The following is an 18,427-nucleotide window of genomic DNA, read 5'->3' as shown; positions in this document are numbered from 1 at the left end:
TTAGCTGAGATGCGCTTGACTTTGGTCGGTCCGTGAACCGGACCGGCGCCGCCTGCGCATCCCTTCCTGTCTCTTCACTTGTCAAACAGCAGGAGGACGTTTCCGTCTTCCGTCCCGCTCGGAGGCGGGGCCCGCCGCAGCGGGAGGCCGGTTTCTACTCGGCCCGGCCGGCCGTGTCAATCTCTTTTTTTTCGCCGCCGCCGGAAAGTCCGGAGCGGCAAGGGCGCCGTTTCTACTTCAGCGCCGAACCCCGTGTCAACCGCTTTTTTACGCCGCCGGTGCGACCCGGTGGCAGCGGCCTTCTTCGAGGCCCCCGTCGCTTCGGAACCACTCGGTCCGTCGCGGCGAGGGGCGCTTTCTAGGCCTCCCAGCCGCCCCCGTCAACCGCTTTTTACAAAAAAATGAAAACCGCCCTCCCCCGCCGTTGCGGTCATTGGGGCGGTATCGCGCGCGCGGGCATGCACGCCGGCACGGGGGCGCTTTCCGGATAAAACGGCGGCAGTCACAATGACAATTCGTCACGGATGTAAATGCATTAATAACCAACGTTAAACATGCATTTTTCATCTTGTTTTCGATTGAAAGGATACAGAAATGTGACGATAACGACAGACAACGGCTTTCAGAAGGAGTGCTGCCATGGCTTTTGCGAACGAACGGCGGGCGTTTCCTCGCTTTCGCGGCGACCGGTTCCTGGCTGTGGTGGGCGAGGAAACCGTCGATGTGCTCAACATCTCGGTGGCCGGGGTCCGCATTGCCCGCCCGGGGGGCTGGGCGACCACCAAGGGAATCGATTTCCTGCTGATCCACACCAACGAGGACGAGGGCGCCGCCCAACAGATCCCGGTGCGGGGCCGGGTGGTCGGGACCGCGGACGACCATCTGCGGATCTCGTTCGGGGCGGTGTCGTCCGATCTGGCCCAGGCGATCGACTGTTTCATGGGGGATTACCGGCACCATTCGGCCTCGGACTACGCCTACCGTCCGTTCTGATCGCGGCCGGGGCGCGTTTTCCCCTCCCCGCCCCCGGCTTTCCCTGATACCTCTGGCCGACGGCACCCGTTACCCTGGGCGGGCGCCGTGGCCCCGGCCTGACCGGGCCTGATCCGGCCTTCTCCAGCCAAGAGGTATCGATGACCCGTTCCCTGTGTGCCGCTCTCGTCGCCCTGGCCAGCCTTGCCGCTCTGCCGGCGGCGGCCGAGGAAGTCGGCTGCGTCTCGACCACCTTCAAGATGATCGGGCCGAACAACAAGATCTGTATCGATTCCTTCCGCGACCCCAAGGTCGAGGGGGTGGTCTGCCATGTCAGCCGGGCCAAGACCGGCGGGGTCAAGGGCGCGGTCGGTCTGGCCGAGGACACCTCCGACGCCTCGATCGCCTGCCGTCAGGTCGGGCCGATCCGCATTCAGGGCGAGTTGAAGGACGGCGAGGACGTGTTCCGCGAAAGCCGCTCCTGGCTGTTCAAGAAGCTCCAGGTGGTCCGCTTCTACGACAAGCCCAACAACACCCTGGTCTATCTCAGCTATTCCGACAAGGTGATCGACGGCTCGCCGAAGAACTCGATCTCGACCGTGCCGATCATGCCCTGGAGTGGTCAGTAACCCCGGCCCAGCGGCGCCGCCCTCAGCGCGGCGCCGCGTCGCTCAGGCGGTCGATCCGGCGCAGGGCGGGGAACAGCACGCCCCACAGCGCCACCACCGCCAGGGTGCCGATTCCGCCCAGCAGCGCCGCCGGCACCACCCCGAGCCAGGCGGCGGTGGCGCCGGATTCGAACTCGCCCAACTGGTTGGTGGCGCCGATGAACAGGAAGCTGACCGCGCTGACCCGGCCGCGCATCGCGTCGGGCGTGCCGATCTGCACCAGGGTCTGGCGCACCACCATGCTGACCATGTCGCAGCCGCCCAGCACCACCAGCGCCGCCAGCGACAGCGCCATCGAGCGCGACAGGGCGAAGACGATGGTGGCGAGGCCGAACCCGGCGACGCAGGCCAGCATCACCGCCCCGGCGTGGCGGCCGAGCGGGCGGCGGGCGAGACGGAAGCCGACCAGCGCCGCCCCCACCGCCGGGGCGCAGCGCAGCAGGCCGAGCCCGACCGGCCCGACCATCAGGATGTCGCGGGCATAGATCGGCAGCAGCGCGGTGGCGCCGCCCAGCAGCACCGCGAACAGATCGAGCGAGATCGCCCCCAGCAACACCGGATGAGCGCGCAGATAGCGCAGCCCGGCCAGCACGCCGTCATCGCCGCCGTCCCGGGCGACGGGGGCGTTGGCCGGCGACAGGCCGAGCGCCAGCGCCGCCGAGCCGACCGCCACCAGCGCGGCGAGGGCGAACGGCGCCAGCGGATCGGCGGCATAGAGCACCCCGCCCGCCGCCGGACCGAAGATGGTGGCGAACTGGGCCATCGAGCTGCCAAGCGCCACCACCCGCTGGAAGATCCCGCGCGGCACCAGATTGGGCAGCAGCGACGACAGCGCCGGCAGGATGAAGGCACGGGCGCCGCCCAGCACCGCCATCAGCGCGAACAGCGGGGCAAGGCCGAGATCGGGGCGGGTGACCAGCCAGACCAGACCGAGGCTGGCCAGCGCCTGGGTCCACAGCCCGAGCGCCACCACCCGGCGGCGGTCGAAACGGTCGGCCACCAGCCCGATCAGCGGGAACAGCAGCACCCCGGGCAGGAACTGCACCAGCCCGACCATGCCGAGGTCCCAGGCATCGCCGGTCAGGTCGTAGACGTGCCAGCCGACCGCCACCGCCTGGAGCTGGGTGGCCAGGGCCATTCCGGCGCGGATCCCGGCAAAGGCCCGCACGTCGCGGGAGGTCCGCAGCAGGTCGAACATCGATGGTTCTCCGCGTCTGCCGTGAGGTTAAGCGGGCTCCCGCCCGCACCCGGCCGGGGCGATGCCCCGGACCCCCTTCTTTTTCAGCGCCGGGGGATCGCCAGCAATAGCGCCACCCCGGCCAGCAGCGCCAGGGCGATCAGGTCGAGCGCGACTTGCGGCGAGTCGGAGAACCGGCGCGCCCAGATCGGCAGGTTGGGGCCGACATAGCCACCGAGATTGCCGATCGAATTGATGATGCCGATCCCGGCGGCGGCGGCGGTGCCGCCGAGGAAGGCGGCAGGGATCGGCCAGAACAGCGGCATCGCGCCGATGGTGCCGAGGGTGCCGAGCGACAGGAACAGGATCGCCAGCACCGGCTGGTCGGCGCACAGGCCGCTCAGCACCAGCCCGAGCGCGCCCAGCCCCATGGTGAAGGCGTAATGCCAGCGCCGCTCGCCGGTGCGGTCGGAATGGCGGCAGATCAACAGCATCCCCAGCACCGCCACGCCATAAGGCAGGGCCGAGACCAGCCCGATCTGGAGATAGCCGCTGACGCCAAGCGCCTTGATGGTGGTCGGCAGCCAGAAGGCGATGCCGTACAGCCCCAGGGTCAGGGTGAAATAGACCGCGCAGAGGGCATAGACCTTGCCGCATTTGAAGGCGTCGCTCAGCCGGGTCGCGGGCTTGTCCCGCTCCTCGGCGGCGATCCGCCCCGCCAGCAGCGCCCGTTCGGCCGGGCTCAACCAGCGGGCCTCGGCGATCGAGCTGTCGAGATAGAACAGCACCCAGATCCCGACCGCGACCGAGGGCAGACCTTCGAGCAGGAACAGCCATTGCCAGCCGGCCAAGCCCCCGAGGCCGGAGCACAGATCCATGATCAGCCCGGACAGCGGATTGCCGATCACCCCGGCCAGCGCCACCGCCGAGACGAACCAGGACAGCCGGGTCGCCCGCCGCTCGGACGGATACCACAGGGTCAGATAATAGATCACCCCGGGAAAGAACCCGGCCTCGGTCAGCCCGAGGATGAAGCGCATCGCGTAGAACTCGGCCTCGTTGGTGACGAACAGGGTGGCGGCGGATACCAGCCCCCAACTGACCATGATCCGGGCGATCCAGCGCCGGGCCCCGAACCGGCGCAGCAGCAGGTTGCTGGGCACCTCGAAACAGAAATAGCCGAGAAAGAAGATCCCCGCCCCGAGCGCGAAGGCGGCATCGCCGAGGGCCAGATCCTGGGCCATCTGCAATTTGGCGAAACCGATATTGACCCGGTCGAGATAGGCCAGGATGTAGCAGAGAAACAGAAACGGAATGATCCGCCGATCGACCTTGGCATAGGTCGCGGCCACCTCCGGCGCGTCCATCGCTCCCCTCCCCTTCGCGACGGGTTCCAAGGGCCTCCGGCCCTTGGCGGGTGTGGGCAGAGCCCACGGAAAAGGGGGCGCCGCAAAGCGACGCCCCCTCCCCTTCTTCACATCGTCCCGGCTGGACCTCAGTCCACCAGCGCCGCCTGGGCGGCGGCGAGGCGGGCGATCGGCACGCGGTAGGGCGAGCACGAGACGTAATCGAGCCCGGCCTTCTGGCAGAAGGCGATCGAGGCGGGATCGCCGCCATGCTCGCCGCAGATGCCGAGCTTGAGCCCGGGCCGGGTGGCCCGGCCGCGCTCGGCGGCGATGCGGATCAGCTCGCCGACGCCGGCCTGATCGAGGCTGGCGAAGGGATCGCGCTCATAGATGCCGCGCGCCCGGTAGACGCCGATGAACGGCCCGCTATCGTCGCGGCTCATGCCGAAGGTGGTCTGGGTCAGGTCGTTGGTGCCGAACGAGAAGAACGCGGCGGTCTCGGCGATCTCGCCGGCGAGCAGGGCGGCGCGCGGCAGTTCGATCATGGTGCCGACGGTGTAATGGACCGCGTAATTCTGCTCGGCGAACACCGCCTGGGCTTCCTTGTCGATCGCCGCCTTCAGCAGGTCGAGTTCCTTGCGGGCGCCGACCAGCGGGATCATCACCTCGGGCACCACGCTGCGGCCGGTCTCGCGCGAGACGTGGACCGCCGCCTCGAAGATCGCCCGGGCCTGCATCTCGTAGATCTCGGGGTAGGTGATGCCGAGACGGCAACCGCGATGGCCGAGCATCGGGTTGGCCTCGTGCAGCGCCGCGTTGCGCGACCGCACCAGCTCGGGCTCGACCCCGGCCTCGCGGGCCACCTCGGCGATTTCCGCCTCGGTGTGGGGCAGGAACTCGTGCAGCGGCGGATCGAGCAGGCGGATGGTCACCGGCAGGCCGCGCATGATCTCGAACAGCTCGATGAAATCCTGGCGCTGGAACGGCAGCAGCTTGGCCAAGGCGGCGCGGCGGCCTTCCTCATTGTCGGCCAGGATCATCTCGCGCATCGCGATGATGCGCTTGGGATCGAAGAACATGTGCTCGGTGCGGCACAGGCCGATGCCCTCGGCGCCGAACTTGCGGGCGGTGGCGGCGTCGAGCGGGGTCTCGGCGTTGGCGCGGACCTTGAGGGTGCGGATGGTGTCGACCCACTCCATCAGGGTGGCGAAATCGCCGGTCATTTCCGGCTGGATGGTCGGCACCGCGCCGAGGAACACCTCGCCGGTCGAACCGTCGAGGGTGATGACGTCGCCCTCGCGGATTTCCTTGCCGGCGACGCGCATGATCTTGGCGGCGGTATCGATGCGGATGTCACCGGCCCCGGCGACGCAGGGGGTGCCCATGCCGCGCGCCACCACCGCGGCGTGGCTGGTCATGCCGCCGCGGGTGGTGAGGATGCCTTCCGAGACATGCATGCCGCCGATATCCTCGGGCGAGGTCTCGACGCGGACCAGGATCACCTTTTCCTTCTTGTCGTTGACCCAGGCCTCGGCCTCCTCGGCGGTGAACACCACCTTGCCGGCGGCGGCGCCGGGCGAGGCCGGCAGCGCGCGGGTCAGCAGGGTGCGCGGCGCCTTGGGATCGAGGGTCGGGTGGAGCAGCTGGTCGAGCGACACCGGATCGATGCGGCGGATCGCCTCCTTGCGGGTGATCAGCCCCTCGCGCGCCATGTCGACAGCGATCTTCAGCGCCGCCTTGGTGGTGCGCTTGCCGGTGCGGGTCTGGAGCATCCACAGCCGGCCCTGCTGGACGGTGAATTCCATGTCCTGCATGTCGCGGTAATGGGCTTCGAGCTTGTGGCGGATCGCGTTCAGCTCCTTGAACACCTCCGGCTGACATTCCTCCATCGCCGGCAGGGTCGAGCGCTGGGCTTCCTTGCCGAGGATGGTGATCTGCTGCGGGGTGCGGATGCCGGCGACGACGTCCTCGCCCTGGGCGTTGACCAGGAACTCGCCGTAGAACTCGTTGTCGCCGGTCGAGGGATTGCGGGTGAAGCAGACGCCGGTCGAGCAATCATTGCCCATGTTGCCGAACACCATCGCCTGGACGTTGACGGCGGTGCCCCAGCTTTCCGGGATGTCGTTGAGCTGACGGTAACGGATCGCGCGCTGGTTCATCCACGAGCCGAACACCGCGCCGATCGCGCCCCACAGCTGCTCGTGCACGTCCTGGGGGAACGGCTTGCCGAGCAGGTCGGCGACCTTGTCCTTGTAGCGGGCGATGACCTTCTTCCAGTCCTCGGCGTCAAGCTCGGTGTCCTGGGTGACGCCCTTGTCTTCCTTGGCCTCGTCGAGGATCTCCTCGAAATTGTGGTGGTCGATCTCGAGCACCACGTCCGAGTACATCTGGATGAAGCGACGGTAGCTGTCATAGGCGAAGCGGGCGTCGTTGGCGCGCCGGGCCAGCCCCTCGACCGACTGGTCGTTGAGGCCGAGATTGAGGATGGTGTCCATCATCCCCGGCATCGAGGCGCGGGCGCCCGAGCGCACCGACACCAGCAGCGGATCCTCGACCGAACCGAAGCGGCGGCCGAGGGTCTCCTCGATCTTGGCCAGCGCCGCCATCACCTCGTCGCGGAGGGTGTCGGGGTAGGTCTCGCCGTTCTGATAGTAATAGGTGCAGACTTCCGTGCTGATGGTGAATCCGGGGGGCACCGGGATGCCCAGATTGCTCATTTCGGCGAGGTTGGCCCCCTTGCCGCCGAGCAGGTTCTTCATGTCGGCCCGCCCTTCGGCCCTGCCGCCGCCAAAACCGTAGACCCACTTCGTCATGGTCGCTCCCACGCCCTTCAGTTCAGACGAAAACCATCCCCCCCGCCCGGAATGGACGGAAGTTTGAGCCGTGATCATGCTCTTTTGCAAAAGAAATGACCAGCGATGAGTGTAGCCACCGCCGCCACAATGGGCACGGACGCGCCGACCGGAGGGAGCCCGCCGGGCCGGCGGATCGCCCGGCCCGGCGGGGAAAAGCGGGCCTTAGGCCGGAACCTGGGCGAGGCGGCGGCGGGCCTCGGCCAGCTTGGCATAGAGCTGATGGCAGTGGGCCGCGACCTCGGGAATGCGTTCCCAGCCGATCGGCAGTTCCTCGGACAGATCGTGCAGATCCATCTTGGCCTGGGTGGCCTGGCTGGACAAGACGCGGATTTCGGCCTTCAGGGTTTCGATCTCACTCATGGGCGACGACCTCGACGGTGGCGAACGGGGTGGGAATGGCTTCCCTGCCCCAGATATGGGCGCATAACGCCGCCAGCACAAGAATGCGGCAGACGATCGTTCCGCGCCATCGGCGCTGGACGGCGGCGGCCGGTTCGTATAAAGACATGTTTATATGTTTCTGCATGGGGAGAGGCGGTGGAAACGCTGTTGACCGGTTTGCGTGCCGCCGCCGAGCCGACCCGGCTGCGCCTGCTGCATCTGCTGGCGGAAGGCGACCTGACCGTCACCGAACTGACCCGGATTCTCGGCCAGAGCCAGCCGCGGGTGTCGCGCCACCTCAAGCTGCTGTGCGAGGCCGGGCTGGCCGACCGCTTCCCCGAGGGGGCCTGGGTGTTCCACCGCCTCGCCGCCCAGGGCCCGGGCGCGGCGCTGGCCCGCGCCCTGCTCGGCCTGCTGCCGCCGGGCGATCCCACCCTGCTGCTCGACCGCGAACGGCTCGACGCGGTGCGGGCCGACCGCGCCGAGAAGGCCCAGCGTTATTTCAGCGCCAACGCCGCCCGCTGGGACCGGATCCGCTCGCTCCAGATCGACGAGGCCGAGGTCGAGGCCGCCCTGCTCGCGGTCTTCGCCGATCGCGCCCCCGCCACCCTGGTCGATCTCGGCACCGGCACCGGCCGGCTGCTGGAACTGTTCGGCCCCCGGGTCGAACACGCCATCGGCTTCGACCTGTCGCGCGAGATGCTGGCGGTGGCCCGCGCCAATCTCGACCGCGCCGGGCTCAGCCACTGCACCGTGCGCCAGGGCGACATCACCCGGCTGCCGCTGGCCGAGGCCGCCGCCGACGCGGTGACGATCCATCAGGTGCTGCATTTCGCCGCCGAGCCGGCCCGGGTGGTGGCCGAGGCGGCGCGGATCCTCGCCCCGGGCGGGCTGGTGGCGATCGTCGATTTCGCCCCGCACGACCAGGAAATCCTGCGCGACCGCCACGCCCACCGCCGCCTCGGCTTCGCCGATGGCGAGGTCGCGGCCTGGCTGGAGAGCGCCGGCCTGACCCCCGGCCCGATCACCCGCCTGCCGGGCGGCCCGCTGACGGTGGTGGTGTGGACCGCCACCCGCCCGGCCGCCCCGCCCCTTTCCGCCCCTCGCGATCAACAGGAGTTTGCGCGTGAGCCCCGTCCCGTCTCTTGAACTGCCGATCGCCGCCGCGGTGCGCCGCCCGGTCCGCGTCTCGTTCGAATTCTTCCCGCCCAAGACCGACAAGATGGAGGAGGCGCTGTGGGAGGCGGTGCGGCGGCTGGAACCGCTGGCGCCGGATTTCGTCTCGGTGACCTATGGCGCCGGCGGCGGCACCCGCGACCGCACCCACGAGATCGTCAGCCGGATCGCCCGCGACACCGCGTTGCGCCCGGCCGCCCATCTGACCTGCGCCGGCCATTCGCGCGGCGAGATCGACGACATCGCCCGGCGCTACTGGGACGAGGGGATCCGCCACATCGTCGCCCTGCGCGGCGACAGCCCGGACCGCGGCACCTATGTGCCCCATCCGCAGGGCTATGCCTACGCGGTCGATCTGGTCGAGGGCCTGAAGCGGATCGCCGATTTCGAGATCTCGGTCGCGGCCTATCCCGAGACCCATCCCGATGCCCCCTCGGCAGCGTTCGACATCGACAATCTCAAGCGCAAGCTCGACGCCGGCGCCACCCGGGCGATCAGCCAGTATTTCTTCGACCCGGCGCTGTTCCTCGCCTTCCGCGACCGCTGCGCCGCCGCCGGCATCACCGCGCCGATCCTGCCGGGCATCCTGCCGGTGACCAATTTCGCCCAGGTCAAACGCTTCTCCGACGCCTGCGGCACCTCGGTGCCGGGCTGGATGGCCGACCTGTTCGAGGGACTCGACGACGACCCGGAAACCCGCCGCCTCGTCGCCGCCACCGTCGCCGCCCAGCAATGCCGCATCCTCTCCGCCAACGGGATCGAGGATTTCCACTTCTACACCCTCAACCGCGCCGATCTGGTCTACGCGATCTGCCACATCCTGGGGGTGCGGCCCAAGAGCGCCTGACGGCGCTTGGGTGGGCGCCGCCCACACCCGCCAAGGGCCGAAAGGCCCTTGGAACCCTTGAGGAATCCGGGCTATCCTGCTGCGCGGAACCAGAGGGAGCGGGCGCGGGTGAGAGTGGGAGCAAGCTTGGCCGTCCTGGCGGTCGCGACGGCGCTGTCGGGCTGTGTCCGAACCTATTGGGTCAAGCCCGGCGCCACCCCCTCCGAGTGGGAACAGGTCAAGGCCGCCTGTCTGCTCGAAGCCTCGCGTCAGGTGCCGGTCGCCCTGACCTACCGTCTGCAACCCGGCAGTTCCTACAGCTCGACCAATTGCGACAAGAAGGGCCGCTCCTGTAGCACCTATGAACGGGTCACCCCGCCGACCTGGCAGCAGGAGGACACCAATGCGCCGCTGCGCGAGCAGGTGACGCGCGGCTGTTTCGCCCGCAACGGCTGGGTCGAGATGACGGAATAGACCGAAGCAGGTCCAGGAGCCGCTGGCTGCCTTCCGGGTGCGGGCAGAGCCCGCGTTATTTTTGTTCCCGGATCACCTCAAGAAACGCCTGCCCGAAGCGGGCCAGCTTGCGCTCGCCGACGCCGTGGATCTCGCCCAGCGCGGCGAGGCTGGCCGGGCGATGGGCGGCCATCTCGATCAGGGTGCGATCGGGGAACACCACATAGGCCGGCACCTTCTCCTCGGCGGCGAGGCGGGAGCGCAGCGCCTTCAAGGCGGCGAGCAGGGTCGGATCGGCGTTGGCGGCGGCGGCCGGCGGCGGCGCGGCGGCGCGCTTGCGGCCGGTCTGCGGGGTCAGCGCGGTGGCGCGCAGTTCGACCCGGGCGCGGCCGTGCAGCACCTCGCGCCCGACCGGGGTCAGCGACCAGCGGCCCCATTCGACCATGTCGGGCACGATCAGCCCGGCGGCGTAGATCTGGCGGACGATCGAGCGCCATTGCTCGCGGGTGCGGTCGGCGCCGACGCCGAAGGTCGGCAGGCTTTGGTGGTTCCACTGCCGCACCGCGTCGGTTTCGGTGCCGACCAGGATGTTGACCAGATGCTCGGTGGCGAAACGCTGGCCGGTGCGCAGGATCGCCGACATCAGCTTCTGGGCATCGACGGTGCCGTCATAGACCGCGACTCCGGTCTGGCACAGATCGCAATGGCCGCAGGGCTCGGTCCGGGTCTCGCCGAAATAGGCCAGCAGGGTCTGGCGACGGCAGCGCGGCGCCTCGCACAGCGCCAGCAGGGCGTCGAGCCGGCGATGCTCGACCCGTTTCTGTTCGTCGGAGGCTTGGCTGCTCTCGATCTGGCCCCGGCGCAGGCGCAGATCGTCGAAACCGTAGAGGGTCAGGGTGTCGGCCGGCAGCCCGTCGCGGCCGGCGCGGCCGATCTCCTGGTAATAGGCCTCGATGCTCTTCGGCATGTCGGTATGGCCGACGAAGCGGACGTCGGGCTTGTCGATCCCCATCCCGAACGCGACGGTGGCGACCATCACCACCCCGTCCTCCTGAAGGAAGCGGTCCTGACGCTCGGAGCGGGTCGCCTGATCGAGCCCGGCATGGTAGGCCAGCGCGGCGACTCCGCGCGACACCAGCAGCTCGGCCACCTCCTCGGTGCGGGCGCGGGTGCCGCAATAGATCACCCCGCTGTCGCCCGCATGGGCGAGGACGAAATCGACCATCGGCTTGAGCCCGCCGCCCTTCGGCCGCATCGCCAGATGCAGGTTGGGGCGGTCGAACCCGGCGATGAACAGAGTCGGCGGGGCGGCGAACAGGCGCTGGGCGATGTCGGCGCGGGTGGCGGCGTCGGCGGTGGCGGTGAAGGCGACGATCTGCACCCCGTCGAGCTGGTCGCACACCTCGCGCAGGGCGAGATATTCCGGGCGGAAATCGTGGCCCCACTGCGAGACGCAATGGGCCTCGTCCACCGCCAGGGTGCGCAGGCCAGAGCGGCGCAGCAGGTCGATGGTGTCGGGGCGGACCAGCCGTTCCGGCGCGACATAGAGCAGCCGCAACGCGCCGTCGGCCAGGGCGCGGCGGATGCGACGGCCCTCGTCGGGGCTGGTGCTGGAATTGAGGCTGGCGGCGGGAATGCCGAGGGCGTCGAGCTGGGCGACCTGATCGCGCATCAGGGCGATCAGCGGCGACACCACCACGGTCAGCCCGCCGTTAAGCAGCGCCGGCAGCTGGTAGCACAGCGACTTGCCGCTGCCGGTGGGCAGGATCGCCAGCACATCGCGGCCGGCGAGGATGGCGGCGACGATCTCTTCCTGGCGGGCGCGGAAGGCGTCGAAGCCGAACACCGAGCGCAGCAGCCGCCGCGCCGGTTCGAGATCGACCGCGCCGGCGGCCCCTTCCATCATGACGGCACTCCTGGACGGCGGCGCATCGTGGATCAGCCCAGATCGACCAGTTCGACCTCGGCCGGGTCGATCGTCCAGGGCACGAACACCCGGGCGACCCGGGCGAAGCGTTCGGGAGCGTCGGTGACGAGGGTGCGCAGGGTGACGGGACCATCGCCGCGATTGGCGAGATGGCGTAGCGCCAGCAGATCCTCGACCACCATCGCGGTGGTGGTGGCGGAATCGACCACCGCCACCTCGGGCCCGAGCAGGCGGTGGAACAACGGCGCCAGCGCCGGGAAATGGGTGCAGCCCGACAGCAGGCAATCGGCGGCGTCGGGGCCGGTGAACAGCGGATCGAGATAATGGCGGGCGATCTGCTCGGCGATCGGCCCCTCGGTCAGCCCTTCCTCGACCATCGCCACGAACAGCGGACAGGGCAGCGCGGTGACCCGGGCATTGGGGCGGGAATGGAGGATGGCGCGGGGATAGACCCCGGCCTGGACCGTGCTTTCGCTGGCGGCGACGACGATGCGGCCGCGCGCCGAGGCGGCGGCGGCGGCGGCGGCGCCGGGCTCGACCACCCCGACCACCGGCAGGCCGGGGAATTCGGCCCTGAGCGCATCAAGGGCATGGGCGGAGGAGGTGTTGTCGGCGACCAGCAGCAGCTTGATGCCGTAGGACACCAGCCGGCGCGAGGCTTCGAGGGCATAAGCGGCGACGGTCTGGGCGCTCTTGGTGCCGTAGGGCAGCCGGGCGGTGTCGCCGAGATAGATCAGGGATTCGCGCGGCAGCCGGTCGCGCACCGCCTTCAGCACGGTCAGGCCGCCGACCCCGGAATCAAAGATCCCGATCGGCAGAGGCGACAGATCGTCCATGGGGGGCTCCTGGCAATGACCGCGCCTTTCATATCCGGCGCGACCGGGCCCAGGCAACCCCCGGCAATGGCGGGCTGCCGCCCGCACCCGCTCGGGGGAAGCCCCCGACCCCCCCTTATTTTTGAAAATCAAGGGGGTCCGGGGCATCGCCCCGGTTGGGTTTGGGCGAAAGCCCAATCCTGCGGCCTTTGCCAGACCGAAATGAGCCTATAAAAGAACACCACGATACCGCCCGCGAGGTGTTCCGCCGATGCCACCAGCCACCCCCCGAATTATGGCGCTGGCCGCACTGCTGCTGCCGCCCCTGCTGTGGGCCGGCAATTTCATCGTCGGCCGGGCGGTGCGCGGCGAGATCGATCCGATGATGCTGTCGTTCGGGCGCTGGGTGATCGCGCTGCTCTGCCTGCTGCCGTTCGCGCTCGGGCCGATGCGGCGCGACTGGCCGCGCTATTGGGCGCTGCGCTGGCGGGTGCTGGGGGTGGCGACGGTCGGGGTCGCTGCCTTCAACTCGCTGGTCTATCTCGGCCTGCGCACCACCACCGCGACCAACGGCCTGCTGCTCAACACCCTGATCCCGCTGCTGATCGTGCTGCTCGGCGCCCTGCTCTACCGCCAGAAGCTCCAGGCCGGGCAGCGGATCGGGCTGGCGCTGTCCCTGGCCGGGGCGCTGACCCTGGTGTTGCAGGGGCACTGGACCGAATGGGGCAGCCTGACCCTGGTGCCGGGCGACGCGATCGTGCTGACGGCGATGCTGTGCTGGGCGCTTTATACCCTGTGGCTGCGCCAGTTGCCCGCCGACCTCGACCGGATCGGGCTGATGGGGGTGCAGATCGTGGTGGCGCTGGTCGAACTGCTGCCGTTCCTGCTGGCCGAGCAGATCGGCGGCGGGGCGACGCACTGGAACACCACCACCCTGGCCGCCCTGTTCTATGTCGGGCTGTTCCCCTCGGTGCTGGCCTACCTGCTCTACGCCCACGCGGTGCAGCGGTTCGGGCCGGCGCTGGCCGGGCTCAGCATCCATCTGATGCCGGTCTACGGGGTGCTGCTGTCGATGCTGCTGCTGGGCGAACGGCCGCAGCCCTACCACGCCGCCGGCATCGCCGCGATCGCCGCCGGGCTGCTGTGCTCGCACCGCTGGCGGCGCGGGACTCAGGGCGGCGGCGGGTAAGCCGCCGGCGGCGGAGGATAGGCGGCGGGCGGCGGATAATAGACCGCCGGCGGCGGGTAATAGACCGCGGGCGGCGGCGTGTAGACCACCGCCGGCGGCGGGGTGTAGACCACGGTCGGCGGCGGGGTATAGACCACCGTCGGCTGCGGGGTGTGGTTGCCCTTGGCCGCCATGCATTGCAGATAGGCGTTGTCGTACTGGCGCTGGATGCCCGACTGGCTGTGATAGGAGCTGCCGGCCCCGACCGCGGTGCCGGCGGCGACGCCCCCGGCGGCCCCGATCGCCGCGCCATGGCCCCCGCCCGCCGCCGCCCCCAGCCCGGCGCCGAGGGCGCCGCCGATCAGGGCCGCGCCGATCGCGCGCTCATTGGCCGACTGGGCCTGACCGCTGACCTGCTCGGAGGCGTACTGCTTGCAGAGATACTGGTCCTGCTGGAACTGCTCGAACGGCTTGTTGGCGCCGGGCATCACCAGCACATGCGGATTGGTGGGGGTCGCCGCGCAGCCGGACAGCGCCAGCAGGGCGCCGAGGGCGACGGGAAGGGAACGGACCATGACAGACCTCATGCGAAAACCGGGCGCGACCCGGGGCAGACGCCATCCTGACGCGGCGTGATGGCGGGATGATGGCGCCGTCGCCGGCCGCGACGCAAGGCCGGCCGCCCCCTACCCCGCCGGTCCGCGCCGCAGATCGGCGAGGATCGCGACGGCGAACCCGAACAGCGAGCCGAGATAGCGCCGCCCCATCCGCCCCGGTTCGAGCCCGACCCGCCACAGCCATTCCAGATTGAGCCGCTGCACCCAGCGCGGCGGCAGCGGAACGAGGCCGAGGGCGATCTTGATCGACTGGCCGATGCACAGCGCCCAGCAGGGCGGCAGCAGGGCGCGGTGGGTGGCGACGAACACCTCGCTGCGCGGGGCGCCGACCGCCATCAGCAGCAGGGTGGTGCGATGGGCGCGGATCGCGTCGGCCAGCGCGCGGCCATAGCCGGCGTCGCGTTCGAACCCGAACGGCGGAATGGCGGCGGCGACGCTGTCGGCCAGCCCGTGACGCCCGGCCCATTCGGCCAGGGCGGCGGCGGTTTGCTCGCCATCGACCACGCAGAACAGACGCTGGCCGGCCAGCCGTTGCGGCACGGCGAACAGTTCGGCCACCACCTCGCGGCCGGTGACCCGGCCGGGCACGGCACAGCCGCGCAGCCGGGCGTAATAATAGACCGGGAAGCCGTCGCACAGGATGATCTCGGCCTCGGCGCAGGCGGCGCGCAGGGCGGGATCGCGCCGCAGCAGGGCGATGTGCTGGATGTTGGGGGTGACCACCAGCCCGACCCCGGCGGCGGGGGAACGGGGGGCGTCCAGCAGCCGCGCCGCGACCGCGACGGCGGGCAGCGGGCAGACGGTCAGGCCGAAGATGCGCGGTGGCGGGGCAATGGCGGAACGGGACAAGCGCGCCTCCTCGAACAGGGACTCGGGGAGCGGTCAGTCTGCCACGGCGCCGGCGCGGTGACCCGCGCCGTTTCGGCGCGGCGGGGGTGCCGGGGCGGGCAGGACGGCGACGCCGACCCGCCCGCGGAGGCCCGGTTGCGGTCAGTTCACGATGACAGGAATGGCAAGGGAAACGAACCGAGGCGACAGGGACGATTGGTCCCGGCCGCAAGCGAACCGCGGCATGATCGCGAGATCATGGCGTGTTGATCCGCTAAAACAACAGGCTCCAGGACACGCCCCGGTTCGGCCGAACCTGGACGCGCACTGGCGCGGCCTTTCCACCCGACAGCGCCGAGGGAAAAGAAACCACCAACCTGCGAACGCGCCGTGCCGCCTGCCAAAGGAGGCGTCACGCCGGCCCAGAGCCGCTCCCCAGACAGGGAAACGGCGCCAGGCCCGCGCCACGGGCAATCCGCCGGCGCCGATGCCGCTGCCGGCATCGGCACGGGCCGGGGCGACGCGCGCCCCGGCCCGGCTGGATTTAGATCAGGGCGACGGTGTCCGCCTGCGGCCCCTTGAGGCCGAGGGTGGTGGTGACACGCACGCGCTGCCCGGATTCCAGGGTGGCGATGCCGGAGCGTTCGAGCGCCTTGGCATGGACGAACACGTCCTTGCCGCCCTCGTCGCAGGCAACGAAGCCGAAGCCCTTCTCCGCCGAGAAGAACTTCACCACGCCCTCGACGGTCTGGGTCGGGCCGCGCTCTTCGCGACGACCACCGCCCATGCCGCCGCCGCCGCCCGCCGCACGCGGGGTGGCGGTCGAGCTGTCGACCTCGTGCACCGTCACCACCTGCGGGCCGCGCTGGCCCTGGCCCAGGTCGCACACCAGGGTGGCGCCTTCGGCGACCTGGGTGAGACCGGCCCGCTCCAGCGCGGAGATGTGCAGGAAGGCGTCCGGGGTGCCGTCCGCGGGAGCGACGAAGCCGAAGCCCTTGGAAGAGTTAAACCACTTCACCGTTGCGGTGACGTTGGCCTGACTGACCACCTGACGGTCGAAGGAGCTGGGGCCGACAGAGCGGGTCGGGCGCGGCTCATACGCCGGCTCGCCGAAGTCGTCCCGCCGCCCCCGATCCCTGGAGCGGCTGCCATGATTATCTCGGTTCCATGCCATTGTGTCGTTCTCATCAAAAGCTAAACACGTCCCTCGCGTCGGCACGAGGGCATTCCGCCCGGACATTCGCTCCCAGGTCAGTCTGAGCCGATATCATTACCTGAAGAACGGCCTGTCGCCTAGCCCGGATTTCTTACACCATCCCGAGAAAACATCATGACGAGGTCTTGTCGGGCGGAGAAACCGCGCCCGGGAGCGGAGCCGGGGCCGGGCGCGCCACCCCGCCTTCCGGGCGCAATCCGGGCCGCTCCAGCAACCAGTAGTACGTTAGCCGACAGACCAACCCCACCAGCAGTCCCGAGGCGATCACGTCGGACAGGAAGTGGGCGCCCTGGGCGATCCGCACCGCCCCGATCAGGGCGCCGAACCCCACCGCCGCCGCCACCGCGAGGCTTCGCCGGCGCGGCGGCGCGAGCAGGGCGAAGGCGATCGCCCAGAAGCCGAGGGCGGCATGGCCGGAGGGAAAGGAGCAATTGTCGTCGCACTGGTCGGAGGGAACCAGCGGCCGGACATAATGGTTGGGGCCATGAAATTCGGTCAGGGTCGAGGGGCGCGGCCGCCCCCAATGGTCCTTGAAACCGAGATTGACCACCAGCCCGGGCCCGAGCGCCAAGGCCGCCAGCAGATAAAGCGCCACCCGGGGCCCCACCCCCAGCAGCGGCCGGCGGCGCAGCGCGGCCAGCCCGCCCAGCAGGGCCACCAGACCGGCCAGCGCGAACAGCCCGAGCGGCAGACCCTTGCGCACGAACTCGCCGAGCGGGGCGGTGCGCCAGGGAAACACCCGCCGCGCCGGGTCGAAGAACCAGGCGGCGAGGTCGAGTTCGATCGCGGGGACGGCGATCAGCAAGGCGAGCAGCGCGAGCGGCACCGCCCACACCGCGACGGCGGCGACGCGCCGGAGGCGAGGGGTCATCGTGTCAGCCGTCTTCGAGATGGAACAGGCCGGCCATCCCGACCAGCCCGGCGAACAGAGCCGGGCTCCAGGCCGCCAGCTCCTGCGGCAGGGTGGCCGACAGGCCGAGGGCGTAGACCACCCGCGAGAAGAAATAGACCGCGAAGCCGGCGGCGACCCCGCCGGCGATGCGCGAGCCGGCCCCGCCGGCCCGGATGTTGGGGTTGAGCGAGAACAGCGCCGCCAGCAGCACCATCCCGCCATAGAGCGGCGGCGAGGCCAGCAGCGAATGGAGGTAGAGCCGGTGCTTGTTGGCGGTGAAGCCGGCACGCTCGAAGAAATGGATGAAGCCGGGCAGATGCCAGAACGACAGGGTTTCCGGCGCGGCGAAATTGTCGTGGATCCGTTGCAGGGTCAATTGGGTCGGGATGGTCAGCGATTCGACGAAGCGCGACGGCCGCCCCGCCTCCATCATCCAGGCGCGGTGGACCTCGAACGCCCCGTTGGCCAGCTCGGCGGTTTCGGCGCTGATCCGCTGGGTGAAATGGTCGGGCCGGTCGTAGAGGAAGAATTCGGCGTCGCCGAGATGGAGCGTGAAGCCCTCCTGCCGCACCGTGCCGGCATGGACCACCATCTCGCCCTGATCGTGCGGCTCGCGCAGCCACAGCCCGACCTCGGACAGGTCGAACACGCTGCGGGTACCCTTCAGCAATTCGTCCTGCATCCGGTCATAGCGGTCGTACATCGCCGCCGCCAGCGGGTTGAAGGCGGTGATCTCGATCGTGCCGAACGCCACCGCCACCGCCACCGCCGGGGCGATGAACTGCCACACCGACACCCCGGCCGAGCGGGCCACCACCAGTTCATGGCTGCGGGTCAGCCGCCAGAAGCACACCATCGCCCCGATCATCATCGCGAACGGCAGCACGGTGTGCAGCATCTGCGGCAGCTTCAGCAGCGCCAGCAGCAGGATCACCCCCATCCCCAGTTCGGGATGGCTGGCCGCGCGGCGGATCAGCTCGATCACGTCGAACAGCAGGATCAGGCCGAGGATCACCCCCAGCACCGACAGCAGGGCGGCGGAGAACTGGCGGGCGATGTAGCCGCTCAACAGGGGGGACAGGCGCATCTACTCCGCTCCCGCGGATCCAA

18 protein-coding genes are annotated in these 18,427 nt (G+C 69.7%); 6 read left to right on the top strand and 12 right to left on the bottom strand.

Features of this window, described 5'->3' with window-relative positions; all coding sequences use genetic code 11:
* Positions 1-639: 639 nt before the first annotated feature.
* Together ACFSNB_RS07655 and ACFSNB_RS07650 are read left to right on the top strand one after the other, a co-directional pair.
* Positions 640-993: a hypothetical protein gene (locus tag ACFSNB_RS07655; RefSeq protein WP_377315525.1), complete on the top strand. Its 354-nt coding sequence runs from the start codon at positions 640-642 to the stop codon at positions 991-993.
* A gap of 140 nt (positions 994-1,133) precedes the next feature.
* Positions 1,134-1,601, top strand: a complete 468-nt coding sequence (locus ACFSNB_RS07650; protein ID WP_377315523.1) for a CreA family protein — start codon at positions 1,134-1,136, stop codon at positions 1,599-1,601.
* Between the two features lie 22 nt (positions 1,602-1,623).
* Here the strand turns inward: ACFSNB_RS07650 and ACFSNB_RS07645 are convergent, their stop codons facing one another.
* The 5 genes from ACFSNB_RS07645 to ACFSNB_RS07625 form a co-directional block, all read right to left on the bottom strand.
* Positions 1,624-2,838 (bottom strand): MFS transporter, encoded by a 1,215-nt coding sequence (locus tag ACFSNB_RS07645; RefSeq protein ID WP_377315522.1) that lies wholly within the window; start codon positions 2,836-2,838, stop codon positions 1,624-1,626.
* 83 nt (positions 2,839-2,921) lie between these two features.
* A complete protein-coding gene (locus tag ACFSNB_RS07640) occupies positions 2,922-4,184 on the bottom strand; it encodes an MFS transporter (RefSeq protein WP_377315521.1) in 1,263 nt (420 codons plus the stop codon).
* 128 nt (positions 4,185-4,312) lie between these two features.
* Positions 4,313-6,976 (bottom strand): pyruvate, phosphate dikinase, encoded by a 2,664-nt coding sequence (gene ppdK / locus ACFSNB_RS07635; protein ID WP_377315520.1) that lies wholly within the window; start codon positions 6,974-6,976, stop codon positions 4,313-4,315.
* Between the two features lie 204 nt (positions 6,977-7,180).
* A complete protein-coding gene (locus tag ACFSNB_RS07630; protein ID WP_377315518.1) occupies positions 7,181-7,378 on the bottom strand; it encodes a CCE_0567 family metalloprotein in 198 nt (65 codons plus the stop codon).
* Positions 7,371-7,526 (bottom strand): hypothetical protein, encoded by a 156-nt coding sequence (locus ACFSNB_RS07625; RefSeq protein WP_377315516.1) that lies wholly within the window; start codon positions 7,524-7,526, stop codon positions 7,371-7,373. The genes ACFSNB_RS07630 and ACFSNB_RS07625 overlap by 8 nt, the downstream gene beginning before the upstream one ends.
* Positions 7,527-7,555: 29 nt before the next feature.
* Here ACFSNB_RS07625 and ACFSNB_RS07620 point away from each other — a divergent pair, with 29 nt between their 5' ends.
* The 3 genes from ACFSNB_RS07620 to ACFSNB_RS07610 all read left to right on the top strand — a co-directional run bounded on the left by ACFSNB_RS07620 (position 7,556) and on the right by ACFSNB_RS07610 (position 9,875).
* A complete protein-coding gene (locus ACFSNB_RS07620; RefSeq protein WP_377315515.1) occupies positions 7,556-8,548 on the top strand; it encodes an ArsR/SmtB family transcription factor in 993 nt (330 codons plus the stop codon).
* Entirely contained in the window at positions 8,526-9,422 is an 897-nt protein-coding gene (metF, locus tag ACFSNB_RS07615; protein WP_377315513.1) for a methylenetetrahydrofolate reductase, read from the top strand. The genes ACFSNB_RS07620 and metF overlap by 23 nt, the downstream gene beginning before the upstream one ends.
* 126 nt (positions 9,423-9,548) lie before the next feature.
* Positions 9,549-9,875: a hypothetical protein gene (locus ACFSNB_RS07610; protein ID WP_377315512.1), complete on the top strand. Its 327-nt coding sequence runs from the start codon at positions 9,549-9,551 to the stop codon at positions 9,873-9,875.
* 55 nt (positions 9,876-9,930) lie between these two features.
* Here the strand turns inward: ACFSNB_RS07610 and recQ are convergent, their stop codons facing one another.
* A complete protein-coding gene (recQ, locus tag ACFSNB_RS07605; RefSeq protein WP_377315510.1) occupies positions 9,931-11,760 on the bottom strand; it encodes a DNA helicase RecQ in 1,830 nt (609 codons plus the stop codon).
* Positions 11,761-11,792: 32 nt separating this feature from the next.
* Complete coding sequence (gene murI, locus ACFSNB_RS07600; RefSeq protein ID WP_377315508.1) at positions 11,793-12,617, bottom strand: glutamate racemase; 825 nt, start codon at positions 12,615-12,617, stop codon at positions 11,793-11,795.
* Between the two features lie 250 nt (positions 12,618-12,867).
* On the opposite strand from murI, the gene ACFSNB_RS07595 reads away from it, so the two are divergent.
* Positions 12,868-13,785: a DMT family transporter gene (locus tag ACFSNB_RS07595; RefSeq protein ID WP_377315506.1), complete on the top strand. Its 918-nt coding sequence runs from the start codon at positions 12,868-12,870 to the stop codon at positions 13,783-13,785.
* On the opposite strand, the gene ACFSNB_RS07590 is transcribed toward ACFSNB_RS07595, so the two are convergent.
* The 5 genes from ACFSNB_RS07590 to lptG form a co-directional block, all read right to left on the bottom strand.
* Entirely contained in the window at positions 13,767-14,339 is a 573-nt protein-coding gene (locus ACFSNB_RS07590; protein WP_377315504.1) for a glycine zipper family protein, read from the bottom strand. The genes ACFSNB_RS07595 and ACFSNB_RS07590 overlap by 19 nt on opposite strands.
* A 111-nt stretch (positions 14,340-14,450) precedes the next feature.
* A complete protein-coding gene (locus tag ACFSNB_RS07585) occupies positions 14,451-15,230 on the bottom strand; it encodes a WecB/TagA/CpsF family glycosyltransferase (RefSeq protein WP_377315502.1) in 780 nt (259 codons plus the stop codon).
* A 523-nt stretch (positions 15,231-15,753) separates the two neighbouring features.
* A complete protein-coding gene (locus ACFSNB_RS07580) occupies positions 15,754-16,383 on the bottom strand; it encodes a cold-shock protein (RefSeq protein WP_377315500.1) in 630 nt (209 codons plus the stop codon).
* A gap of 154 nt (positions 16,384-16,537) precedes the next feature.
* Positions 16,538-17,296, bottom strand: coding sequence for a phosphatase PAP2 family protein (locus tag ACFSNB_RS07575; protein ID WP_377315498.1), 759 nt, complete (start codon positions 17,294-17,296; stop codon positions 16,538-16,540).
* 4 nt (positions 17,297-17,300) lie between these two features.
* A complete protein-coding gene (gene lptG / locus ACFSNB_RS07570) occupies positions 17,301-18,404 on the bottom strand; it encodes an LPS export ABC transporter permease LptG (RefSeq protein ID WP_377315497.1) in 1,104 nt (367 codons plus the stop codon).
* Between the last annotated feature and the right edge of the window lie 23 nt (positions 18,405-18,427).

This window comes from Phaeospirillum tilakii, from assembly GCF_042683125.1.
GTDB classification, from domain to species: Bacteria; Pseudomonadota; Alphaproteobacteria; order Rhodospirillales; family Magnetospirillaceae; genus Phaeospirillum; species Phaeospirillum tilakii.
This window is presented reverse-complemented; position numbering and strand designations above follow the sequence as displayed.